Genomic DNA, 22,820 nt, shown 5'->3' on the forward strand with positions numbered 1-22,820 from the left:
GTGCCGCCGCCGATCATCGTCGTAATGCCGGCAGAGAGGGCTTCCCAATATTGCTGAGGACAGATGAAGTGGATGTGGGTCTCCACACCGCCCGCCGTTACGATACAACCTTCCGCAGAAATAGCTTCAGTTCCCGGCCCAACTTCCATCCCCTTCGTCACGTTCGGCATGAGATCGGGATTCCCGGCTTTGCCAATCCCGATGATACGCCCGTCCTTGATCCCGATATCCGCCTTGACGATCCCCCAATAATCGAGAATGACCGCGTTCGTGATGACCGTATCGAGCGCGCCGCTCGCGCTGGTGGCTCGAGAAGACTGTCCCATCCCGTCGCGCAGAACCTTACCACCGCCGAAGACGGCTTCGTCTCCGTACGATGTGAAGTCTTTTTCGATTTCGATGAGCAGCTCGGTGTCGGCAAGTCGGACACGGTCGCCCACGGTGGGGCCGAAGAGATCCGCGTATTGTTTGCGTGGGATCTTCATGAATTCCTCCTAACGAAGGCCACGGGTAATGTTAAGGCTGAGGCGAATTCGCAGTGCTTGTTTTCCTCGACCTTATTCTCAGCCTCAACCTTTGCTAACAAAACCTTGCTCGGCCGCCCGCGCCAGCGCTTTGGCCTTCACCTGTGCATCATCCAATGAGCCATCGGTCAACCCGTTGATCCCGTGGGCAACCCGCTTACCGGCCAGTGCGACGACCGTCACCCGTTTTTCCTCCCCTGGCTCGAACCGCACTGCCGTACCGGCGGGAATGCAGAGGCGGAATCCGAAGGCCTGCTCGCGATCGAATTTCAGAGCACGATTCGCCTCGAAAAAGTGACAGTGGGAGCCGACCTGAACAGGCCGGTCGCCTGTATTCGTCACCACGAGTTCCTTCGTCGCACGACCTGTATTCGCCTGAATGTCGCCGGCCCCAAAGAGAATTTGACCGGGCACGACTGGTCTGGACAACTCAGCTTTGATCACAGAAGCCAGGGAGCTTCCCTTTTTTTGAGAGGCCTTGTGAACCTTGGTCGGGGATCGCTTGGTCTTCTTCGCCATATGCCCCTCCTCGTACGAGGACAACAATTGAATGGATGGGTCTGAGCGTGCCTAGCGAATCGGATCGTGAACGGTCACGAGTTTCGTGCCGTCGGGAAAGGTTCCTTCGACCTGGAACTCGTGAATCATCTCCGGCACGCCCGGCATGACGTCTTTGCGTGACAGCAGCGTGGTCCCAAAGGTCATCAGATCGGCGACGGATTTACCGTCACGAATGCCTTCGAGAACAGCAGCGGTCAGGTAGGCGACTGCTTCAGGATGGTTGAGCTTGAGGCCCCGCTTCTTGCGGTCCGCAGCGAGCTGCCCTGCGGTGTAGATCAACAGCTTTTCCTGCTCTCTCGGAGTCAGATGCATGGGCTCTCCTCTCTTTGGCGGACTTCATGTCCGTCGTTCCTGACACAGGACAAACGGCGTGAGCGAGTTGCATTGAGTATCCTACGTGAGAAATCTATTGCAGGGAGGGAAATGCTAGTCTAGGATTTCGCCGCCTGTCAAGCAGCACTCCATAGTCGGGTGAAAGGAGGCCTCCGTGACTCATACGGAATTGATTGGCAGATTCCGGGATCACCCAACGCTGGGATTCGTCGACTGGGTTTTGCGCGGAATCGGTCAGGTAGTCTTCCAAAACAACCCCATTTCCGGCGCCGTGATTCTCGGCGCAATCTTCTACAACTCCTGGATCTACGGTACGGCCTGTCTGTTCGGAACCGTGATCAGTACGCTCACCGCTCTCCTGTTCAAAGCCGACAAAGGGATGATCAAGGATGGTCTGTTCGGGTTTAACGGCGCCTTGATCGCTATCGCCTTGGTCGCCTATACGAGCCCGAACTTTACCACCGGTAACATGCCCAATCTGCACCTGTGGCTCTACATCGTGCTCAGCGCAGCCTTTACTTCAGTGCTCATGCCGGCATTCGGCGCCTTGCTGGGGCCACACAAAGTTCCTGGCCTCACGATGCCGTTTGTCCTGGCCACCTGGTTCTTTCTCGGTGCATTGTTGCAGTTCTCTACCATCGATGTTTCCAATGCCTTGAAGCCAACGTCGCCGTCAGACTTTACTGGTCCGCGACCGGATTACACCTGGGTCACCTGGTTTTACGGAGTTACGATGGGCATCTCGGAGATCTTCTTTCAGGACAACTGGGTGACCGGGGTCATCATCCTGATCGGCATCGCCATCAATACCCGCATCGGCGCCCTGATGGCGCTCATGGGGTCCACGCTCGCGGTCGCTGCCGCGGTGTTGTACGGCGCGCATGACGAAGCGATCCGTGACGGGTTGTTCGGGTACAACGCTGCGCTGACCGCGATGGCGCTCGGCGGGCTTTTTTATGTGCTGAACGTCTCGGGCTTTCTCTATACGGTCATCGGCGTCTTGGTAACGGCAAGGGTGTGGGCTTCGCTTGGTGTTTTTCTGGAACCGTCCGGGATGCCGGTCTTAACGTCCGCCTTCGTATTTGTCACCTGGTTGATGCTCTTGGCAAAGAGCGGCTTCCCGTCGTTGATCCCTGTTGCGCCGGTTGAGGCTACGACGCCGGAAGACAATCTCAGGCGTTTCGGCAACCGTCAAAAAGCATAGATGGCTTCGAAGGAGAGTGTGGGCTGGTAGCTGGTTGGGCGCCCTCCGACCTGGAAGACATTCTGGTTGGATTTGTCATACCGATATTCCAAGCGGGTCGTGAGAGAGTTGAGCGGTTTATACTGCAGCGTAGAGGTGACCTCCCACAGCGTCTGTGCAATTGCGGGAGGAGAAGCAGAGGACGTAGCTCCAAAACACAAGTTGGCTCTTGGTTGATAGGCGGTCGTGCCCTGGCAGGCGGCGAAGCCTCCTGCATCTTCGAAGATTTCTCCTCGCAGACGGACACCCCACTGCTTCGTGAAATCATGAATCAAATAGGCGGCGACTCCGTCCCAGCGGGCGTTCTTCGCTGAACTGATCGTGCTGCTGTTCGCTTGGTTGGCGTAATAGGATTCTATGACCGCTGAAGTCTGGTCGCTGACCTGTAAGCTGAGGAAGCCCCCTGTAAGAAAAAGATTGCCGCCGGTCGTGCCGGTCGGTCCACTTCTCGGTCCCGCTAAGCCGTACCATGTCAGCTTGATCTTCTCGGACGGAGCCAGTGCGAGTGCGTATTCCACGAGAGGATCATGCTGTGTGTCCCCTCTAGCAGAGTTGATGAACTCGATCGCTCCCACCGAGAGCGACACCCACTTGTTGAATTCATAGGAGGCTCGAGCACCGCGAGTTGTGAATGGCTGACCTAATCCGAACAGCCAAGACCGCGAATAGTTTGGATTACGCGGGCTTTCGACGACTTCATAGCCCACGATGCTGTTGATCTGGCCCAGTTTCAGGTCGAGCCCGCTGCCCACGGGCGCTAAGTATTGGACGTAGTACTCCTGGAAGTCGGCCCAGGGACCGATGTTGTTGCCGCCGATGAAATCCGAATCACGGCCAGCATTGAATTTGACCTTGAACCCGATTCGATCAAACCAGGCATCACCGGCCATAGCGTCCCGTCCGACTACGAGTTGTCCCACATTGAAGCGGGACTGGTTGGAATTCACGTCGAAGATGCGGAGCTCGTTGATCCGGTTTGAGGGATTATTGAAGTTCTGGGTGTAGGAGGCGTCGAGGTAACCATAGATATGCAGCCTGAGATCTTCCGACAGCAGCCGTTTTTCAACTGCCTTCTCGCTAGCCCTCAACCTCAGGGCGATATGTTCCAATTCACGAGCAACCGGGCCAGGTTCTTCCTCTGCCCTGGTATCTCCGAGAAGAAACCACTCTATGGTGAGAATGAAACAGAGGAGAACGAGGCAGACACGAACTAGCCTGTAAGAACGCGACTGGTCATACGGCACAACCCTCTTCTTACTCCTTACTACCAAGGCAGACAAGAGGACTTCCTGCCAACTTCGAAGCCCAGCCAGCCTCTCTTCATACCGTCAGATGCTGCTTCACCATTTCCGCGCTCAACTCATCACTTTTGCCCTGCGCCACCACCGCCCCTTTGGCCATGACCACGTACTTCTCTGCCAGCCGAGCCGCAAAATGAAGCCCTTGCTCAACCAGCAGAATGGAGAACCGTCTGGAGTTCTTGAACCCATTGATCACGTCTTCGATCTGATCGATGATCGAGGGTTGAATCCCTTCGGTTGGCTCATCGAGCAACAGGATCTTTGGCTCGGACAGCAATGCGCGCCCGATCGCGAGTTGCTGCTGTTCGCCACCACTCAAGACTCCGCCAGGCCGATCGAGAATCTGTGTCAGCTTGGGGAAGAGCTGATAGACTTCTTCGAACGCGGCCTTCTCGGAGATGCCGGTGGAAGAATGAGCTCGGGCCCAATATCCCAGTTGGAGGTTTTCCCGAACGGTCAGATGTGGAATGATCTCCCGTCCCTGCGGAACATAGGCAAGCCCTCGTTTCACTCGTCGATTCGTAACTTCCTTCGTCATATCTGTTCCGCCGATTGTGATCTGCCCAGACCGCGTCGGCAGCAACCCCATGATGGCCTTCAGGGTCGTCGTTTTTCCGACCCCGTTCCGTCCCATCAGACAGGCAACCTGCCCAGGCTCGACAGTAAACGACACATCCCGAAGAATGTGGCTCTCGCCATAGTAGACGTTCAGTTTTTCGAGTTGAAGCATTGGGTTTAGCTTTCAGCTGTTAGCATTTAGCCATCAGCCTCAGAAGATCTTTCCCAACTCAGCTCTCAGCACTTCTTATGCGTGCGTGACTTTCTGCCTCCCCAGGTAAATTTCACGCACACGAGCGTCTGCTTGGACTTTTTCAACAGGCCCTTCACAGATCACCGTCCCTTCGTGAAGGACGGTTACCGTCCTGGCGATTTGTCGGACGAATTCCATGTCGTGCTCGATGACAACGATCGCATGTTTTTCCGCCAACGATTGGAGTAATCGCCCCGTCTGTTCAGTTTCTTTGTCCGTCATGCCCGCGACCGGTTCATCGACCAAGAGGAGCAAGGGATCTTGGAGGATTACCATCCCGATCTCAAGCCATTGTTTTTGACCGTGTGAGAGCGATTCGGCCCGTGTGTGTGCCTGATCCTTGAGTCCGATGGCTTCGAGGTTCTGGTCGATTCGTTCCCGCTCAGCCGTGGTGGATTTCCCCAGCAAGGTCGGGAAGACGCCTCGGCTCGAACGTTTTAGTGACAGATCGAGATTTTCCCAGACCGTGAGGTTTCCATAGATCGATGGTGCCTGGAACTTCCTCCCGATGCCGAGTTCCACGATCTCATCCTCTCGTTTCCCGATGAGATCGATATCCTTGCCGAAGATCACACGGCCGGCGGCCGGTATCGTCTTGCCGCAGACCACATCGAGCAGCGTCGTTTTGCCAGCCCCGTTCGGACCGATCACGACCCGCAATTCGTTGTAGTTGACGATGAAGTTAAGATTGTTGAGCGCCTTAAACCCGTCGTAGTCGACGATGACGCCTTCGAGATAAATAATGGACCCTCGTTCAGTCATGTCAGCGCTTCCCCTCCGACAGGGCCACTTTGCTCACACCTGTTTCCATTGGCCGCAAAAGACTTGTGCTTCTCCTGATCACGCCGACCAGCCCATCAGGGAATAACAGGACCACCAACACGAAGAGTCCGCCGAGGATGAACGGCCAGAGTTCCGGGAAGTAATTCGTGAGCACACTACGACCATAATTCACACTGACCGCTCCCAGCACCGCACCGGCCAGGCTGCCACGTCCACCGACCGCCACCCAAATCACCATTTCGAGCGAAGGCAGGACGCCGATTTGCGCCGGGGTGATGATCCCGACCTGAGGAACGTAGAGCATCCCGGCCAAGCCGGCCAATGCCGCCGCAACAACGAACACGAACAGTTTGTAATTTGCCGGAGTGTATCCCGAAAACACGACTCGCGGTTCGCTATCTCGAACAGCGATCAGGACCCGCCCCGCTCGGGATTTAATAATCCAGCGGCACAGGAGGTAGGACCCGCCCAGACACAAGACCGTCAACACATACAACGCCCGCTGAGTGCCGGGATCTGCGAGCCGAAACCCAAGCACCTGCTTAAAATCCGTCAATCCATTCGTCCCGCCAAGATTCGTTTCGTTCCGATTGAACACCAGCCATGCCACGAGGGCCAGGGCCTGTGTAATGATCGCGAAGTACACCCCTTTAATACGACTGCGGAAGGCCAGGAACCCAAAGACGAGTGCAAAAAGCGTCGGGATAAAGATCGCCCCCACCAAGGCCACAGGAAAACTGTAGAACGGCTTCCAGAACAGGGGCAATTGTTTAACCTGGTTCCACACCATGAAATCCGGCAAGTCACTGCCGTACACGCTTTCCTTCCCGATCGTCAGCATGAGATGCATGCCCATGCAGTAGGCACCAAGCCCGAAAAATACGCCCTGACCAAGACTCAAGATGCCTGTATAGCCCCAAATGAGATCGAGGCCCAACGCAAGAATCGCAAAGGCGAGAAACTTCCCAAATCGATTGAGGCTGAAATCGGAAAGGTGCAGCCAGGAATCCTCCGGCGGCAGGACGTTCAAAAGGGGCATCGCGACAAGCAGGACAAATCCCAGAAGCCAGAAGGCCAGCCCTTCAGCACGCGGCTGATCGTGCGCCACTGGTTCAAGACTCGGCATGTCGCCCCTTGATAGCAAATAATCCTGATGGGCGCCATTGGAGGAAGAGAATGACCAACACCAGAATCAGCACTTTGCCATAGACCGCTCCAAAGCTCGGCTCGAGCAATTTGTTCAGGCCGCCGATACCTAGCGATGCAACGATTGTCCCTGCCAGTTTTCCAACACCGCCGGTGACCACGACCATGAATGAGTCGACGATGTAGTTTTGGCCCAGCCCTGGCTCCACATTCCCAATAAGCGTCAGAGCCCAACCGGCCACTCCTGCCAACCCCGAACCGAAGGCAAAGGTATAGGCATCGACCTTGCGCGTAGGAATTCCCAAGCAGGCACTCATGTTCCGATTCTGTGTCACGGCCCGTACGCGTAAGCCCAAGTTTGACCGAAATAGCAGCAGATAGATGCCCACGACACAGACAATCGACAATCCGATAATAAAGATTCGATTGTACGGGAGATAGACTCCGACCATCACCTGAGCACCGCCGCTCAACCAATTTGGTGCCACCACCGCCGTCAGGTCACCGAAATAGACGCGCGCCGCCTGCATCAAGACCAGGCTTACCCCCCACGTCGCCAGCATCGTCTCCAGCGGGCGCCCATACAGGAATCGGATGACGGTCGCTTCGAGTAGAAGGCCACACGCTGCTGCGGCAAGAAAGGAAATCGGCATGGCGAGCAGAAAGTACGAATCGAACATCGACGGCGAGAGATAGGCTCTAAACAATTCTTGCGTCACGAACGTCGCGTAGGCCCCGACCATCATCAGCTCGCCATGAGCCATATTGATCACGCCCATGAGTCCGAACACAATGGCTAATCCGAGTGACATGATGAGCAGTATCGAGCTGAGGCTGATACCGCGAAAAATTGTTTCGATCGCGCTCGACCATGCATTCCACGTCTCAATGCGCTCGATCGCAGCCGCTGCGGCTCTCGCTATCTCTTTTTGCTGCTCGGTCGCCTCGGGTGCGTTACCGGCAACAACCAGTTCTTTCAAGCTTGGCGCGCCGTTCTGGCTGCGAAGCTCCCCGAGCTTCTGGACGGCGGAAATCTTGATCGACGGATCGTCCGACGTGAGACTCAGCAGCGCGGCAGACTCCTCCATCGTGTAGCGCACCCATTTGTTCGGATCCTTCGTCGCTGCCTGTTCCAACCAAGGAATCGCGACGGTCCTGCCCATCGTACCGAGATCCGTGGCAGCCGATCGCCGGACGCCAACATCGTCACTCGAGAGATTCGCCCGATTCTTCAGCAGATCCATCAGAGGCTTGATGGCTTGCCGGATGGCGCGATCCGCGTTAGCGCGAAGTTCTTCCAACCTGGGCAAGAGACTCACATCCCCTTGCTCAATCAAGGTACGAATCGCTGCTTCACGAACCGTTTCATCCTCGCTGGTCACTTGAGCGAGAGCCTGCTCTACGGGAGGGGACGGAGGGGCCGTTGTCGGCCCCTCCGCCGCTCTCACCCAACTGTCACCAACGAAGAATAGGAGCCCGATAACGGTTAGAGCGACCTGTGCGAATCGCAGATAAATCTTCACGATTGGCGAGCAACCCCCTCACAAGACAAACGGGTGACGTTGACATTTCGTCTCGTCACCCGCTGTCCTTCCCTATGTCTCTGCCCGTTCGCCCGTTATGACACGGGGATATTCTGGATCCCCTACGCTCTCACTTCTTCTGATAGGTGCCCTGATGGCTCACCCAGTCACAACCCTTCTCCGGATTCGTATACTCGCTCCAGGGTTCGGGTTTCACAAGCCCCTTCGAGCGAGACACGACCTTGAACTGCCCATCCTTGAGAATTTCTCCGATGAGCACGGGCTTGTAGGTGTGATGGTTGGCCGGGTCCATCATGATTTCGCCGCCTGGAGCGAGGAACTTGCTGCCGTATACTGCCTTCCTGACCTTATCCACCTCAGTCGAACCGGCTTTTTCGACCGCCTGTTTCCAGATGTGCACCCCGAAGTAGGCCGCCTCAATTGGATCGTCGGTAACCCGCTTCTCGCCATCCGGCAAGTTGTTCTTCTTGCAATAGGCTTTGAAATCCGCCACGAACTTCTTGTTCTGCGGCGTATCGACGCTCTGGTAATAGTTCCACGCAGCCAAGTGCCCTACCAGTGCAGTGGTATCCATACCCCGCAACTCGTCCTCCGCCACGCTGAACGCCATGATCGGCGCATCTTCGGCCCGTAGACCCTGATTGGCAAACTCCTTGTAGAACGGGACGTTGCTATCGCCGTTGATCGTACTGATCACACAGGCTCCACCACCGGCCGCAAACTTCTTAATCTTGCCGACGATGGTCTGATAGTCCTGGTGATGGAAGGGTGTGTACTCCTCCATGATGTTCGCCTCCGGCACTTTCTTGGCCAGCAACATGGCGCGCAGAATTTTGTTCGTCGTGCGCGGGTACACATAGTCCGTCCCTAACAGATAAAACTTCTTGTAGGCCCCGCCTTCCTTGCTCATGAGATATTCGACAGCCGGCACCGCCTGCTGGTTCACTGCCGCGCCGGTATAGAAGACATTGTGCGAGCATTCTTCGCCTTCATACTGGACCGGATAGAAGAGCAACCCGTTGTTCTTTTCGAACACCGGCAGCACAGACTTGCGGCTCACCGAAGTCCAGCAGCCAAACACCACGGTCACCTTGTCTTGCAACAAAAGCTGTTTGGCCTTTTCAGCGAAGAGGTCCCAGTTCGAGGCGGGATCGACGACGACCGGCTGGATCTTGCGACCCATCACGCCGCCCTTGGCATTGATTTCCTCCACCGCCATCAGAACCACGTCGCGCAGTGAGACTTCACTGATCGCCATCGTGCCGCTTAAGGAGTGAAGGATGCCGATCTTAATCGGCTCCTTATCAGCTGCATAGGAGAGCGCCCAATTTCCGAGATTGCCCAAAAGCGCGGCAATGCCGACACCAGCCGTCACTCTGGCACCTTGCACTAAAAAATCTCGTCGTGAAGGACCAGCCTCCAGCATACTCGTGGTATCCGGCTCCTTGATGATGCTGGGCTTGTTAGGGTCATTCGATTCCATCGTCAGGCTCCTTTCGCTAACGTAATGATGTGTACTACCTTTAAAACATGCCGTCCTTGTTCTTCTTTTGTATTCTGTCCGAGTCAATGGACGTCGTTCTCCACGCGTCAACCCGTATACTCCTAGAAAGTGTTAGCCCTCTCTCGCAAGAGATCATCGTCCCTCAAGCAGAGATGAACCTGGTGCGCGAGATAAAACAATCCATCATCGGCTCGTCCAAACACAGAGAAACTCTAGTAACACTTCGTCTTCTTAGTACTGGACCTGGAAGGCCACCTTGAAAGCATTATGATGATCACCCGTCGCAGTGTTGGAGTAATTCGTGCCCAGGGAGGAAAGATTGCCATACTGCCAGTATGCCGCAAGGCGCGCGTTATGGCCGGCAATGATGTAGTTCGTGCCGAGTTCCGTTTCCTGGCGATTTTGGCTGTTATTAGGCACAACGGACGTATATCTGGCATAGGGCTGAAATTGCCCCATCAATCCCGCAATCCCTACTTTATCCGGAAATAGATACATGCCGGTCGCGTAGTAGGAATGCCCGTCAAACATACAGAAGCAGCCATTAGGATTACCACCAGCGGCTTGAAAGGGCGCCGAAAAGGCACCGGTCGATGACGAGTTGTTGTAATTTGCAAAGAACTGTTGCCACTCAGCATTGACCGTAATCACACCCTTGTCCCCGCTGTTACCAAGTGGTTTCTCAAACAGGAGGTCGGAGGTAAGGTACGTGAGATCCGCCTGATTAACTATTGTTCCAGCACCATTTTTCTGGTGTTGCGCCGCAAATGCGATCGCGAGAATATCGCCGGCTTTGCCGTAGTAGGTCCCGCTTGTGTAATAACCAGGATTCTTCTCTGGGTTCCAAAAGTTGTAGGTGAGGCGTCCCGCATACAAGAAGCTGTTTTGTTGATTAGGTCCTACACCTGCTCCTGACTGGAGTCCCGTGAACAGCCCGACGCTATATTGCAAATGACCATACGCTGGGTCGACTTGGCCCCAGAAGACCAAGCCGTTGTCACGGCCGTAGACACCAGCCCCGCCAGTGCCGAATTTCCCGGCGAAGTCTGCGGACTCAAACGGCGTCTTATACTGTTCGAAGACCGCTGAGTAGAACGGACCATTCAGCTCGCCGCGCGATGCTGGCACCAACAAACGCCCGGCCCAGACATTCACGTACTGATTGAACTCGAACTTCCCGATCGCATCGAGCAAACCGATATTGGTTGTACCGTTCCCGCCATTGGATGTTTGACCGAACGGATTGCCCCCCTGACCATTGCAATCAAAGCATTCGGTGTTGAACTCGAACTTGATAACCTTCGTGATTCCACCGTTGATATAGATACGAGCGTTGCCGATCCCGAAGCTGTTGTTGTAACTCCCCCCGTTCGCTGACCCGTTTTCCACCGCCGCGAACCCACCACGAATACCCATTCCGATGGAAATCCACTGGTCCCCGTCCTCGCTCTTGATCATGCCAGCCGCGTACGCACTCGGCAGCGTGAATGCCATCCCAGCCAACAGCACCACGACGGCCCCGGCAATTAAAAATGCTTTCCACCATCCAATTTGGCGTGTCTTCATGGAGAATGCCTCCCGGTTATAATCGGCTTGTGACTCCGTTGCTCACTGGCCTTGCCCCTATCGCCTTGACATCGTCGTCACTACGCACGCCATTGTGCGCAATCTCCACCCTCGCCCTGTCCGTCCGGCTCTCACTTCCACATCGATTCCGTCAGTCGGCGCCAACTTTCATCTGCATCGCATTTCCGCAGACCTTCGTCGACGGATGGTCACTCCTTCGGATTCGCCGCTGTTCGATTCAATTGCACCACTGTGATTCGGCCTACTCAAAATGTAGCCCCCAAAAAAAAACGCCCTTCCGGTCCCTCTCCTGGACCAAAAGGACGTCATTGTCCTTCGATGAATTCGGTCTTGAAACCTTGGACTCCATTGTCCAAGTCGTGACCGTACGGCGAGGTATTTATAGAGGTCATGTCTTCTTCTTGTCAAGTGGATAGTTTTTGGTCCGAAGATGGACGGTCCTAGTTTCAACACCCTCCATGCCTGTGCTAGAGTGTGACAGGGATTGCTCGTGAGGTTCCCACATGTTGCTCCGAGAGGGATATGCTGTCGCCTTGCTGACTGGCTGTTTGGTGGGTTCTTTTGCCTGTGCCACTGGGCCCGAATTAGATTTGACCTTGCATGAATCCGATCGAGGCAGGGTCTACCTTGAACGGTTTTCCGATCGATCGCTCCAAGCTGCGCATCCAATTAGGATATCAATAGATACCATGGCCCGGGTCCTGCGCGGCGTAAACATCAAGGAGAACCGAGGGTTCCTGATTAACGCGCTCGCCGGGAAACAAGAGCCCGTTCGAGCGTTGAAGGACGAGGAGGTGGCATTCCTCGCGCCGCTGCTGGTCGAGGGACTCGCCAAAGCTGCGTCTGACCAGCAGGTTGGGTTTCGGTTTGGTCGAACGGGGGCGCCCGCGGAATGGAAGCAGGGTTCGCTCTACGCCTACGGACAATCGCTGTACCTGACCTTGCCTTGGCTCATCCCCGCCGACCGGCTCGGAGCCGGCGGGCCGACACTATCACCTACGATTCTCTTTATGCCGGAGTCGGCCAGACGGCCAGACAGTTATCGTGACGCGAGATCGACGGAGTCGACGGTTGTTATTGACTATGCCTTGCTCGCCGCCCTGCCCGCCGAGTCATTATCACCACCGCCCCCTGTAGTCCCTACCGCCAGACCAACTCCTGGGGAAACAGCCCCAGCACCCCTCGGCGCACCAGTGGTCCAAGGACCCAGCCAAACGAGAGAAAGTGACCTCGATGAACTGAAGAAGGAACTGCAAGACATCAAACGGCAGCTGGCCGAACAGGAAGCCGAACGAAACGCAAGTAAACAGAAGAGCTCTTCCAAACAGAAACCACCATCGACTCCTTAACCGCTGTATCAGAATAAGATTCCGCTCTTGTCCAATTATCTCCTTTGCTTAATCTGCCCCGTCTGAAAATTCTCCGGCTAGCAGCACAGCCTCGCCAATTTCCTGGATGGATTTTCAAAGGTCCATGCTTTGCCGCTGAATCAGCTTTAAGGCATCTTCCTGACCTTCCGCCTCCAGTTGTCCCATTTGCAATGTGAGTCAGGGAGATAGCATATCAAGTCCGACTCTCACAGAGGATCTGGACCCGTTGAAGGGGGCGAGGTCGCTCCCGACGCAGGAGGCCTCACCCCGTTGGCCCATGCGCAACCTCCCCTCTCGTGGGATGCGGGACCTTCTCCTCAAGCTCACGACGCGACGGATTGATCCTGTCAGCATACCGGCAAGAGACGGCTATAGACATTGGCGGGCCGGCCGTCGAAACAATACAATTAGGAGACGGATCACTTAGCTTTGCTGTCCGATTTTTTCGGATCACTCTCCAGACCCGCCTGACCGCCTACCCGTTCCCCGCCCATCGAACCAGCTCTCATCCCCCTCTTTTCCATAGGAGTTTCCTGGCCCGCCTGACCGCCCGCCCGTTCTCCACCCATCGAATCAGCGCCCTTCTTCCTCTGTTCGAGATGGGTCTCTTTACCAGCCTGACCCCCTATCCTGCCACCTGGCTGGTCGGATTTTGTGTTGGTACCGTCCGAGGTGGCAGCGTATAAGGGGCTAAGAAACAGCAAAACACCACAGAACGTAACCGTGATTATGCTTAGAATGGACCTCATGTCAACCTCCCTTGCTAGAGGATTTTGTACTCCGCGAGTATCGCAAGTTGCACGTTGAATTGGAAGGGGGCTTTCATCTCCGGGGCCAAACAAGCAAGCCCCATCGCTAACTTTCGCCGCTGGTATTCCTCTTTGCGTTAACCTTCCCCCCGCAGTTGTACCAACGTAAATGTGAGTCATGCACAGCGCTGGCCGGCCCTGGATTTCTGTACCAGGTCTAGGGAGAGTCTCCAGCGGTGGTGCCGGCCCGATCCTGCCAAGGATCCGGCACCGATTCAGGAAACTAGGTCAATCGTTTTAGAGAAGCGGGATATAGGATGGAGTGAGTTTCGTGACCGCTGATTTTCATGGCAATTGTTTCAGGCACACCTGCACGAACTACATGCTCCTGTGCGTCATAGGTCGTGAAACGTCTTTCTTTGACCCATTTCCCCCTATAAACGGCCTTCCAGCCATAGAGGGTGGATCACTTAGCTTCGCTGTCTGGCTTTTCCGGATCACTCTCCTGACCCGCCTGACTGCCTACCCGCACTCCACCCGACGGCTCGGCGGCGAGCGTCCTCCGTTCGAACGGAGTTTGCAGACCCGCCTGACCGCCCACCCGCATTCCACCTAACGACTCAGCGGCAAGCGTCCTTCGTTCGAACGGAGTTAGCAGACCAGCCTGGCCGCCTATGGTGTCAGCCGACTGGTCGGCTTTGGCGTGGCTAGTGTCCGCCGAGGCAACGCATGACAGGCTAAGAAACAGGGAAATACCATAGACCGGGACCTTGATCGTGCTCAGAATGGATCTCATGACAACCTCCCTTATGAGAGGGGTTTGTACTCCGCGCGCAAAGCGAGTTGAAATGGGAGGGAGCCTTCACTTCCGAGGCCGAACGGGAATGCCCCATTGCCAACTCCCGCCATGCTATTCCTTTTCTCGTCATCCCTACTTATCAGCCTAGTAGCAGATTGCAATCTGGCCACCTAGGGAAATCCCTAAATCGACCTTTAATCTTCCCTTGCTGTTGACGCTGGTTATGAAGCTCTTTTGGGGTCTGAAAACGTTCCCTCGGACCCCTTTCTCAAAAGAGATACGCGAGCAAGATACGATCTCTTTCCTGACCTACACCTCTGTCGTTGTCCTACCTTCATTCATTGCGCATTTGCCCCCTGCTAGAGGACCTGGACCTGCTAAAGGAAGTGTCGATGATTTCTGCATTGACACGTGAAATGCCCTGATGCTAGCTTAATAAGTGGCTGAGGGGAGTGAACATTGACGTTCTCTCCGCCAGCCACATAAAAAGAGAGGACAATGACGTCCTTTTGGCTCGAGTTCAGAGCCGGAAGGGCGTTTTTTTTCTCGCGTGAGTCGGCACGAGCACGAGGAGGACATGAGATGGGACGGCTGGCTATTCGGCTTCTGCTGATTGCAGCCCCACTGTGGGGCTGCGCAACTCAAAATTCTCCTGAGGTCTTGCTGAACCAGGCGTTGCGGGACCAAGACGCTGCGTATCTCAGGTTGACCAATGCCATTGGAAGATACTGCTCGGTGAGTAATAATTCTTTTGAAAGCAGTCAAAACTGCGTTCTCGAGAAGCTGACGGTCCTGCGAGCCGAGCAGGCCCGGAAGGTCCCCAGTTTATCCGATCTCTCGATGATGCCCGCTCTTTCGCTCAGCGTGGACGAGCATCCCCAGGTCGCGAATGTGAACTGTGCACGCACCCGAATCGCGACAACCTGTCACCGGGTACCGCCACCAGTGACTCAGACCGGCCTGAACTAGCGGAAGGAGACGGGCTCCAGGGCTACATCCTTCGTTCGATTATCATTGCGCATTATGCGGTAACTGGTTTTGATAGTCTCGAGCCAGTTGATCTGTCTCTTGCGCCAGAACCCAAAGCTTCTGGGCCATTGCTCGGCTCTATTTCAACTCTGGGGATTCCTGACAGAATTCTTTCGTCTTGAGGTCAGCGTCGCACCCGTAGCGTTAGGCTTGCATGTCGACGTCTCTTGACTGCTGATGGGGCTAGTTTGTCCTGTCCCGGTAGCAGTGAGGTAGCAGACTAGGACAGCCAGTACCCGATCACAGCGTCAATCCGCCCAGCTGCGAGTTTCTGTATGCCATCATCAAGGGGATGGGAGAATAGAAATGGGCGAGCTGTGGTAATCAGTAAAGCAAAAAGGAGAGTGATCGAGCTCACAGGGATGCAGAGTCAAGATTTCTCTATCACCATGAGGTAGCGAAGTAAGCGTTATGGTAGGTGGTACAGAAATTCTCGATTGGTCACCCATGTCCTTCACGCCTCGCCATTTCCCTCATATCCACAAGCAACGCACCGTGAGGTACCGCGTGGGACCATTGCTCAAGTTGACTCTGGGTTACGTCTTTGGTTTCTGGCTACAGATGGCGTTCCTGGGGCTTAATAGTGAACTGGCTTATGCGGAGTGGGTCCCGGTTGAGAAAAACAACCAATTGGCCGGATCAATGACAGTGTACGTCAATCCAGATACTATTGATAGGAAAGGGGCTTTGGTGATGATATGGCAATTAATTGACTTTAAGACAATGCAAGGTGGGAGGAGCCCCAGCCGATTTTCGTCTATGAAAATGCAAAAGCAATTCGACTGCGTGGAAACGCGTGTGCGGCTGCTTAGAGTCACGGTCTTCTGGGGCAATATGGGAACCGGTGACCCCACTGAGGCATATGTAGAAAAAGGCAACTGGGTACTAGTTGAACCGGATAGTGTTGACCAAGCTTTGTGGGAAGTTGCTTGCAACAAGCAATGATTGCGTCCGATAGCACCAACGCTGATCACATGCTGGCATCACAGGGCTGACCAATATGAAGCTTTATTAATTATACCTGAAGCGGCAAGGCGGTCTGAAAGGGATCGCAACTCGCACTCAACCAAATCAACACTTGTCGTCGATTATGAATTACCAGCTACCTTGCCCTGGTCTCTAGACCAGTCTCGCCCAATATCGATAAGATCATCCCCTCAGCTACCGTCCCTCCTCTTACCACCGCACAGTCCACCGCCCTGTAAAGGAGAAAACCACTCAGGAGGATGTGGATATCGAAACTTTGCGGAAGAACGTATAAGAGATCAAACGAAAACTCATCGAAGAACAACTCGAACGCAATCCCCCCTCAAAGAAACCTGTAGTATCACGAGATTCCCAGGCTCCATAAGCTTCTATCCTATATCTACCTTCGTCGCTCTTCTGCCCGTTCCTCGATCTCCCCGGCTAATAACACGGCCTCGGCAATTTCCCGCATGGATTTCCGAAGGTCCATGCTCTGCCGCTGGATCAATTTGAAGGCCTCCTCCTCCGTTAGCTTCTTTGAGCGCATCAGGTATCCCTTCGCCCGTTCCAACAACTTTCGGACAGCCAGCGCTTCCTGCATCTCAAAGGATTTTTCCAGGAGCGTGGTGTGCTCAATCGCAATGGCCACTTGATTCGCGATGGCCTGTAACAGCTTTACTTCCTCCGCCGAAAACGCATGGGGAACGGACGTATAGCAATTAATCACTCCCACGGCTTTTTCCCGAATCATCATCGGAACGGAGAGGAGCGAGCAGAGCCCCTCTTTTCGCGCCAGATCCGGATACATGTAATCTCGCTCTTGTGTGACATCGGCGACGATAATCGGCCGCCGTTCTTGCACGGCACGCCCGCTGATGCTTTGGCCGACTTTCAGATTGGGTTTTCGCCGATATTGTTCGCTGAGACTCTGCGTCGCCGCGATTCTCAACTCACCACTTGCTTCGTCCAGTAGCATGATCGAACAGATTTTCGAGTTCATCATCTGTGCCGTCATCGTGACGAGAAGCTGTAACACATCTTCGATCAATCGATTCGATGCGACTGTCTCCGACACTTGCGACAACGTTTCCACTTGCAAAGCCTTGCGCCTCATCTGTTCGTAGAGGCGAGCGTTCTCGATGGCTCCACCGACCTGATTGGCGATCGTCGAAAGAAGAGCCAACTCATCAGGCCGGTACCGTTTGGGGCGTTTGTGTTGGACATTGATGACTCCAACGACTTCCTTCTTTGCCATGATCGGGACCGATACGAACGCTTGATGGCGATCCTCTGGAAGATTATGGAAGAACTTAAAGCGCGAGTCTTCACTGGCATTGCTTGGGATCACGACCCGAGTCCGTTCACGAGCCACCCATCCTGTGATGCCCTCCCCCATTCCGAGCGTGATCCTTCCGATTAATTTGGGATGAGGATTCTTCGACGCTCGCAGAATCAACTCGTCCCGACCTTCAGAAAGAAGATACAGGAGACAGGCATCCGCTTTCGTCACTTCTACGACCACCTCCACGATGTGTTTCAAGACCGCTTCGAGATCCAGCGTGTTGCTGATCGAATCGGTGATTCGATGCAAGACGTCGACTTCGCGGGTTTTTTCTCGCAAGGCCTGCTCAAGTTGATCGATTGAGAGTGTTCGTTTCGTCGACATTCTGGCGTTACCCGCGCCTCCCGCGTCTAATACTGGAACGATTCATTCTTGACCGGCGACGAGGCTTCGAGTGGTCGTTACGTCCAAAGCGGCTGTGGTACCACTCTTCGCAGGCTCGTCGGTCCAGCGGCCGAATCACCACCTCTCCGATGCGCACCGGCCATACTCCGATTACCTGGCCATTCAATACCTTTTTATCGTGCTGCATGGCCGCCCAGAGTGATCGGAACGACACGCTCGGAATCGTTTCTGCAAGACCGGCGCAACCGACCAACTTCCTGATTCTCTCGACGACCTCGCGTTGGCAGAGCCCCAAATGGTGCGCGAGGTCCGCTTCTTGAACCAATCCGATCCCCACCGCTTCGCCATGAATCATCCCCCGATATCCCGCAAGGGATTCCAGCGCATGACCGATCGTGTGGCCATAATTGAGGATGCGCCGTCGATCCGATTCTCGCTCATCATCGGCAACGACTTGCGCTTTAATTTCACACGACCGTGAGATCACCCGCAATACTGTTCGCTCGTCGAGCTGAAGCAATGATGCGATGGATTGTTCGAGAAACGAAAAAAACGCTTCGTCGGCGATGATGCCGTACTTGATGACTTCCGCGATCCCGGCTACCCATTCGCGGCGTGGAAGCGTTCGAAGCGTGACGGGATCGATCAGGACGGCTCTCGGCTGATGAAACGCACCGAAGAGATTCTTTCCCAACGGATGATCAACCCCTGTTTTTCCTCCCACACTGGAATCTACTTGAGCAACTAACGTCGTTGGCACTTGCACAAAGGGAATACCCCGCTGATAGATTGCCGCCGCAAAGCCTGTCAAGTCACCGATGACTCCTCCGCCCAGCGCGATCAGAAATGACTTTCGTTCGAATTTGTTCCTGGCCAGCTCATCAAGAATGGCCCCGACTGTCGACAATGTCTTTGTTCGCTCGCCGGGCGCCAGTACGATGGGAGCAGGATCGAACCCTGCGCTTTTCAGTGATCTGAGTGTTGCCGGTAAATAGTGCCTGGCCACGTGGCGATCCGTAACAACACCGACTCGTCGGCCTTGCACCAGATTTGTGAGGCGTTCTCCTGCCTCCAGGAGAAGGCCAGGTCGAATGACAATGTCGTAGCTTCTCTCTCCTAATGCCACGGGAATGATTTGCTCAAGTTCTGTTCTCATAGTGCCCTACGACAACTATGGGCGCCGTGACGCACCAATCTCCACACCCATTTCCTCAGCCCCTTGGCACTGGGTTGTTCACCCTATTCAGGTGATTCGCCGATCCTGTGCTGCAGCAGGAGTAAGAACCGGAGGGATGGTAGCACAACGGTGCGAAAACTAAAATGATTTTGGGATGACTCGCATGGATGGCTTACCGCTCTCCTACACCATCCGCTAGGGGATTACTTGCCATAAGGACAGTTTACATTTTGTCCCATGAAGCACGTGCTCTCAAATAAGCGGTGAGACCCATCTCCTAGTGCCGCGATGGGCCCAAGCCAATCTCACACTGTCAGGGGGAAAGAAGATGGCGATGGAGAGGTACGCGAGCGAGTCTCTACAAGAGACTCGCTCACATTCACTGTTATCTTAAGATCGCGTCTTGAGACGGTGCAATAGACATGCTTAGGTCTGGACGATTTGAGGCGTCAAGAAAATCAAGAGCTCTTGCTTCGACACACTTTCAGATTTGTTCTTGAACAACCATCCGAGCACCGGGATACGGGACAAGTACGGAATCCCTTGCACATTGTTGTTCTGCGTGTCGATGAATATCCCGCCGATCACCATGGTCTCGCCGTCACGAACATTCACCTGGGTGGTGGCCTCGCGCCGATCAATACTCGGGCCGGCCGGGTTGCTTCTGGCCCCGACCGCGTTCCGAGTAGTCCGGACCCTCATCCTAATCAGCTTCCCCGTCTCCTTCGGATCTCTGGAGGTGATTTGAGGCGTCACGTTCAATTCCAGATTGGCATCCACAAAGGTGGTCTGGGTACCCTGTAATGAGGTTGTCTGAAATGGTATCGACTCGCCCTGCGAGATCTTTGCTTCTTGCTTATCCAGTGTGATGATCTTGGGAGCAGCGATGACCTTCGACAAGCCGAGCAATTCTCCGGCTGAAAGCCGCAGATCCAACGCGAAGCCCAGTGGTAACTTGCCAAATGTATAGCCGATTGTCGGCACAGCCGGCAATCCAGAAACTTGGGCCGGCAAGTTCACAATGAAGTCCGTCGGAATGGATGTGGGCGTTGTTCCCGCTCCGGGAACATATGGCCCTGTAATATTTCCGACGCCACTGAAATTGCTACCGGTAATGTTCTGATTCGAGACTCCCCACTGAATCCCAAGCCCCCTGGTATAGACAGTATCCGCCTCGACGATTCTCGCCTCAATCTGAACCTGAGGGACTTGAAGGTCGAGGCCTTCGATGAGCTGCTTGATGGTCGCCATCCTTGATTCGGTATCGCGGACGATCAGTGCATTGCTTCCCTGGCTCTGCTGCATGACGCCCCGTGGGCTCAGGTACCGCATCAAGGCCGTCATGAGTTCTTGCGATTGCAAATTCCTAATATAGAAGACCCGGTCAACCAATTCTTCCGCTTTCGTCTTGGCATCCTTCGCCCGCGCTTCTTCATCCTGCTGTTTGGCGATATTTGCCAGTGAGTCGACCCAAAGAATGTTCCCCTGCTTGATTTGTCCTAGACCATTCATCTTCAAGATCATGTCGAGTGCCTGATCCCAGGGTACGCTCACCAATTTCATCGTGACCTTGCTCTTCACGCCCTCGCCGATTACGATGTTGAAACCACTGACTTCAGCAATCAGCCGTAAAACATTGCTGATGTCAGCCTGTTGGAAGTCCAGCGAGATGCGGCGCCCCACATACCGTGTTTCTCCAAGGACAAGATCGTCTTTCGGCACCCCCTTATTCCCACTATCCCCGTCACTCGTCATTTGGACCGGACGAACCTGGAGCCGTACCGACGTCCGCTTAATGGCAGGGACGGCTCGCGCATGTTTCGGATTCTGCCAGACCCGCCCTGGTTCCTGTTCTATTTGTGGTTCTGTGGCGCGATCCGACGGCGATACGGCTTCAGACGCCCCATTCGTTGGAACGACGTGACTCGGCGTGTCCTCGGTCAATCTGATCAGCAGCTGCGTTCCCTGCGGTTCGACAGAAAATGTGGCAGGGCTTGCCAAATCCATCACTACTCGGACTTTATCGGGATGATAACCGAGGCGAATCCTCGTCAAAACGGAATGATGAACTGCCATCATTGGTTTCGGTAATGCAGATGCCACTTGCGGAATATCAACGACGAGCCTGCGTTCATCGAGAAGTCGCGCTTCATGAGAAATCTTTCCATCTCCTGAGATCACCACGGTCACCGCGTTTTGCTCGCGGCGGAGATCCAGGCCGGTCAACATTTGGGCGGGCAGCGCCTCAACTGGCCTCGGTTCAATGGTGGTAGCACGATCCCCCACTGCAGCCGCTTCGTCGCTCGGCAGGGTCGCTCGAGCCCCTACCGGAGGCATCAGCATCAGGAGGCCCACAACCCCCACGGTTCCCCATACACGAACCAGATTGTTTGTTCCGCACGTCGTTGGTTTCATTCTACGCCCTCTTTCGGATGGAGGAGCTTGACATATTCTCGCTCCTGTTTTTTCCCATAGACATCCGTAAACCGCTCTTGAACGATAATGCCCTTCTCCGTAATCGCGCTCACGACCCCGTTATTGGGGCCGATCCGTGTTCCACGCCGCACGGCATAGCCGTTTCCGTCCGGCATCTGAACCATCGCGGTGTATCCGTAAGACCCCCACACAATGGCGATGAGATTCATTTCTGTCAGACCGACTCGTTGCAGAGGAGGTAGGGTTTGATCGACCGGACCGAGCCCCAATTGCTGGACGATGGGAGCGAACGGATCCCGACGGCCCGATGGATCATACGAGCGTGGTGTGGTCGCCGACTCAGGAGAGGGCGCCCCTTCGCTAGCCCCGGCAGTCGAATCTCCAACAGACGCTGCGACTGCTGGTGACGGTGTCTGTCTCCCAACATCGGTCACAGCAGGTGCCTTGACGGAATCTTGCCTCATAGGCCCAATCTGCTTCATCGTCGCAATCAGGTCTGTACCGGCCCACACGGGCTCCCCGAGCATGATCAACATTGCCACTCCTACCGTGCCAATTCCCGTCGCAATCTTTGTCATCGCGCTTTGCCTTCGCATTCTTATGATCGCCGTAACCCTCGACGACAACGTTCGTTCTCCGTTTACTTCTTCGGAGCTGCAGCCGGCACTGCAGCGACAACTTTGTTTTCTTGTGGCGCCGCATACGCCACGAGATCAAACACGGTTTGCGTCACCACTCGTCCCTTTTCAATCTTCGGCGATCCCATTTTCAACCCAGACACAGTGATGATTCGCGGAAGACTGTTGATACGATCGAAGAAAATTGCCGCAGTGTGATACCCGCCGGACACCTCGACATTGACAGGCATGCGAACGAACAGTTTCGACGCGTCTTCCGTCTTGGTACCCGGCCTCCATAACCTGATATCCAACCCCAAGCGCACGCCCAGGTCAGATACCTGTTTCAAAAGCATCACCGCTTCCTCTTCCGGAGGAAGCCGTTCCTTCTTCTTGGCTAGTTCGATCTCCAGCTGCTTGCTCGCAGCAATCAACTCATCAAGATGTTTGACTTTGATGGTCAACGTTTGAATTTCAGTGTCCAGCTTTGCAATGTCTCCTTGAAGTCCTTCGATTTCTGCAGACTTGGGCTCCACGATTTGATAGTAAAACGCAACCAGGATGCCGGCCAGGACGAGCGCGAGAAGCCCTACTTTCTGCAACAACGGAATGGTTCGAAGAACGTCAATGTTGAGCTCTGGTAATTTCATGGC

At 54.8% G+C, this 22,820-nt stretch carries 20 protein-coding genes; 4 read left to right on the forward strand and 16 right to left on the reverse strand.

Going from position 1 to position 22,820, the window contains the following annotated elements; translation table 11 throughout:
* From ureC to VEI50_12665, 3 genes are all read right to left on the reverse strand, one after another.
* Positions 1-485 (reverse strand): urease subunit alpha (gene ureC / locus VEI50_12655; GenBank protein ID HXX75971.1); only part of this gene is annotated, 485 nt, incomplete at its 3' end.
* 84 nt (positions 486-569) lie between these two features.
* Positions 570-1,043 carry an urease subunit beta gene (locus VEI50_12660; protein HXX75972.1) on the reverse strand — a complete coding sequence of 158 codons (474 nt, stop codon included), beginning with the start codon at positions 1,041-1,043 and terminating at the stop codon, positions 570-572.
* A 51-nt stretch (positions 1,044-1,094) separates the two neighbouring features.
* Entirely contained in the window at positions 1,095-1,397 is a 303-nt protein-coding gene (locus VEI50_12665) for an urease subunit gamma (GenBank protein HXX75973.1), read from the reverse strand.
* A 175-nt stretch (positions 1,398-1,572) separates the two neighbouring features.
* On the opposite strand from VEI50_12665, the gene VEI50_12670 reads away from it, so the two are divergent.
* Positions 1,573-2,622 (forward strand): urea transporter, encoded by a 1,050-nt coding sequence (locus tag VEI50_12670; protein ID HXX75974.1) that lies wholly within the window; start codon positions 1,573-1,575, stop codon positions 2,620-2,622.
* Here the strand turns inward: VEI50_12670 and VEI50_12675 are convergent.
* The 7 genes from VEI50_12675 to VEI50_12705 all read right to left on the reverse strand — a co-directional run bounded on the left by VEI50_12675 (position 2,610) and on the right by VEI50_12705 (position 11,316).
* On the reverse strand, positions 2,610-3,905 hold the full coding sequence (locus VEI50_12675) for an outer membrane beta-barrel protein (protein ID HXX75975.1): 1,296 nt from the start codon (positions 3,903-3,905) through the stop codon (positions 2,610-2,612). The two genes, VEI50_12670 and VEI50_12675, sit on opposite strands and share 13 nt — an antisense overlap.
* 76 nt (positions 3,906-3,981) lie before the next feature.
* Positions 3,982-4,692, reverse strand: a complete 711-nt coding sequence (gene urtE / locus VEI50_12680; protein ID HXX75976.1) for an urea ABC transporter ATP-binding subunit UrtE — start codon at positions 4,690-4,692, stop codon at positions 3,982-3,984.
* Between the two features lie 75 nt (positions 4,693-4,767).
* Positions 4,768-5,535 carry an urea ABC transporter ATP-binding protein UrtD gene (urtD, locus tag VEI50_12685; protein HXX75977.1) on the reverse strand — a complete coding sequence of 256 codons (768 nt, stop codon included), beginning with the start codon at positions 5,533-5,535 and terminating at the stop codon, positions 4,768-4,770.
* A 1-nt stretch (position 5,536) separates the two neighbouring features.
* Positions 5,537-6,682 carry an urea ABC transporter permease subunit UrtC gene (urtC, locus tag VEI50_12690; GenBank protein ID HXX75978.1) on the reverse strand — a complete coding sequence of 382 codons (1,146 nt, stop codon included), beginning with the start codon at positions 6,680-6,682 and terminating at the stop codon, positions 5,537-5,539.
* Complete coding sequence (urtB, locus tag VEI50_12695; GenBank protein ID HXX75979.1) at positions 6,669-8,225, reverse strand: urea ABC transporter permease subunit UrtB; 1,557 nt, start codon at positions 8,223-8,225, stop codon at positions 6,669-6,671. Before urtB ends, urtC begins: the two co-directional genes overlap by 14 nt.
* Positions 8,226-8,355: 130 nt before the next feature.
* A complete protein-coding gene (urtA, locus tag VEI50_12700; GenBank protein ID HXX75980.1) occupies positions 8,356-9,729 on the reverse strand; it encodes an urea ABC transporter substrate-binding protein in 1,374 nt (457 codons plus the stop codon).
* Between the two features lie 252 nt (positions 9,730-9,981).
* On the reverse strand, positions 9,982-11,316 hold the full coding sequence (locus VEI50_12705) for a hypothetical protein (protein HXX75981.1): 1,335 nt from the start codon (positions 11,314-11,316) through the stop codon (positions 9,982-9,984).
* 524 nt (positions 11,317-11,840) lie between these two features.
* Between VEI50_12705 and VEI50_12710 the strand changes: the two genes are divergently transcribed.
* Positions 11,841-12,686, forward strand: a complete 846-nt coding sequence (locus VEI50_12710) for a hypothetical protein (protein HXX75982.1) — start codon at positions 11,841-11,843, stop codon at positions 12,684-12,686.
* A 1,236-nt stretch (positions 12,687-13,922) separates the two neighbouring features.
* On the opposite strand, the gene VEI50_12715 is transcribed toward VEI50_12710, so the two are convergent.
* A complete protein-coding gene (locus VEI50_12715; GenBank protein ID HXX75983.1) occupies positions 13,923-14,252 on the reverse strand; it encodes a hypothetical protein in 330 nt (109 codons plus the stop codon).
* 585 nt (positions 14,253-14,837) lie between these two features.
* Between VEI50_12715 and VEI50_12720 the strand changes: the two genes are divergently transcribed.
* Both VEI50_12720 and VEI50_12725 read left to right on the forward strand, forming a co-directional pair.
* Positions 14,838-15,224, forward strand: a complete 387-nt coding sequence (locus tag VEI50_12720) for a hypothetical protein (protein ID HXX75984.1) — start codon at positions 14,838-14,840, stop codon at positions 15,222-15,224.
* 567 nt (positions 15,225-15,791) lie between these two features.
* Positions 15,792-16,229: a surface-adhesin E family protein gene (locus VEI50_12725; GenBank protein HXX75985.1), complete on the forward strand. Its 438-nt coding sequence runs from the start codon at positions 15,792-15,794 to the stop codon at positions 16,227-16,229.
* Between the two features lie 421 nt (positions 16,230-16,650).
* On the opposite strand, the gene VEI50_12730 is transcribed toward VEI50_12725, so the two are convergent.
* From VEI50_12730 to pilO, 5 genes are all read right to left on the reverse strand, one after another.
* On the reverse strand, positions 16,651-17,916 hold the full coding sequence (locus VEI50_12730; GenBank protein HXX75986.1) for a GAF and ANTAR domain-containing protein: 1,266 nt from the start codon (positions 17,914-17,916) through the stop codon (positions 16,651-16,653).
* A 7-nt stretch (positions 17,917-17,923) separates the two neighbouring features.
* A complete protein-coding gene (gene aroB, locus VEI50_12735) occupies positions 17,924-19,093 on the reverse strand; it encodes a 3-dehydroquinate synthase (GenBank protein HXX75987.1) in 1,170 nt (389 codons plus the stop codon).
* Positions 19,094-19,540: 447 nt separating this feature from the next.
* Entirely contained in the window at positions 19,541-21,529 is a 1,989-nt protein-coding gene (pilQ, locus tag VEI50_12740) for a type IV pilus secretin PilQ (protein HXX75988.1), read from the reverse strand.
* A complete protein-coding gene (locus VEI50_12745) occupies positions 21,526-22,128 on the reverse strand; it encodes a pilus assembly protein PilP (protein ID HXX75989.1) in 603 nt (200 codons plus the stop codon). Before VEI50_12745 ends, pilQ begins: the two co-directional genes overlap by 4 nt.
* A 62-nt stretch (positions 22,129-22,190) precedes the next feature.
* Complete coding sequence (gene pilO, locus VEI50_12750; GenBank protein HXX75990.1) at positions 22,191-22,817, reverse strand: type 4a pilus biogenesis protein PilO; 627 nt, start codon at positions 22,815-22,817, stop codon at positions 22,191-22,193.
* Positions 22,818-22,820 lie beyond the last annotated feature (3 nt).

This window comes from Nitrospiraceae bacterium (genome assembly GCA_035623075.1).
Classification (GTDB): domain Bacteria; phylum Nitrospirota; class Nitrospiria; order Nitrospirales; family Nitrospiraceae; genus DASPUC01.

Bases quoted from the DNA above. Each gene is read 5' to 3' on its own strand.
- VEI50_12705 (HXX75981.1), bottom strand. From the start codon at position 11,316: ATGAAGACACGCCAAATTGGATGGTGGAAAGCATTTTTAATTGCCGGG.
- VEI50_12715 (HXX75983.1), bottom strand. From the start codon at position 14,252: ATGAGATCCATTCTGAGCACGATCAAGGTCCCGGTCTATGGTATTTCC.
- VEI50_12660 (HXX75972.1), bottom strand. From the start codon at position 1,043: ATGGCGAAGAAGACCAAGCGATCCCCGACCAAGGTTCACAAGGCCTCT.
- VEI50_12720 (HXX75984.1), top strand. From the start codon at position 14,838: ATGGGACGGCTGGCTATTCGGCTTCTGCTGATTGCAGCCCCACTGTGG.
- urtA (HXX75980.1), bottom strand. From the start codon at position 9,729: ATGGAATCGAATGACCCTAACAAGCCCAGCATCATCAAGGAGCCGGAT.
- VEI50_12710 (HXX75982.1), top strand. From the start codon at position 11,841: ATGTTGCTCCGAGAGGGATATGCTGTCGCCTTGCTGACTGGCTGTTTG.
- urtD (HXX75977.1), bottom strand. From the start codon at position 5,535: ATGACTGAACGAGGGTCCATTATTTATCTCGAAGGCGTCATCGTCGAC.
- pilQ (HXX75988.1), bottom strand. From the start codon at position 21,529: ATGAAACCAACGACGTGCGGAACAAACAATCTGGTTCGTGTATGGGGA.
- urtE (HXX75976.1), bottom strand. From the start codon at position 4,692: ATGCTTCAACTCGAAAAACTGAACGTCTACTATGGCGAGAGCCACATT.
- VEI50_12745 (HXX75989.1), bottom strand. From the start codon at position 22,128: ATGACAAAGATTGCGACGGGAATTGGCACGGTAGGAGTGGCAATGTTG.
- VEI50_12665 (HXX75973.1), bottom strand. From the start codon at position 1,397: ATGCATCTGACTCCGAGAGAGCAGGAAAAGCTGTTGATCTACACCGCA.
- pilO (HXX75990.1), bottom strand. From the start codon at position 22,817: ATGAAATTACCAGAGCTCAACATTGACGTTCTTCGAACCATTCCGTTG.
- VEI50_12730 (HXX75986.1), bottom strand. From the start codon at position 17,916: ATGTCGACGAAACGAACACTCTCAATCGATCAACTTGAGCAGGCCTTG.
- aroB (HXX75987.1), bottom strand. From the start codon at position 19,093: ATGAGAACAGAACTTGAGCAAATCATTCCCGTGGCATTAGGAGAGAGA.
- urtC (HXX75978.1), bottom strand. From the start codon at position 6,682: ATGCCGAGTCTTGAACCAGTGGCGCACGATCAGCCGCGTGCTGAAGGG.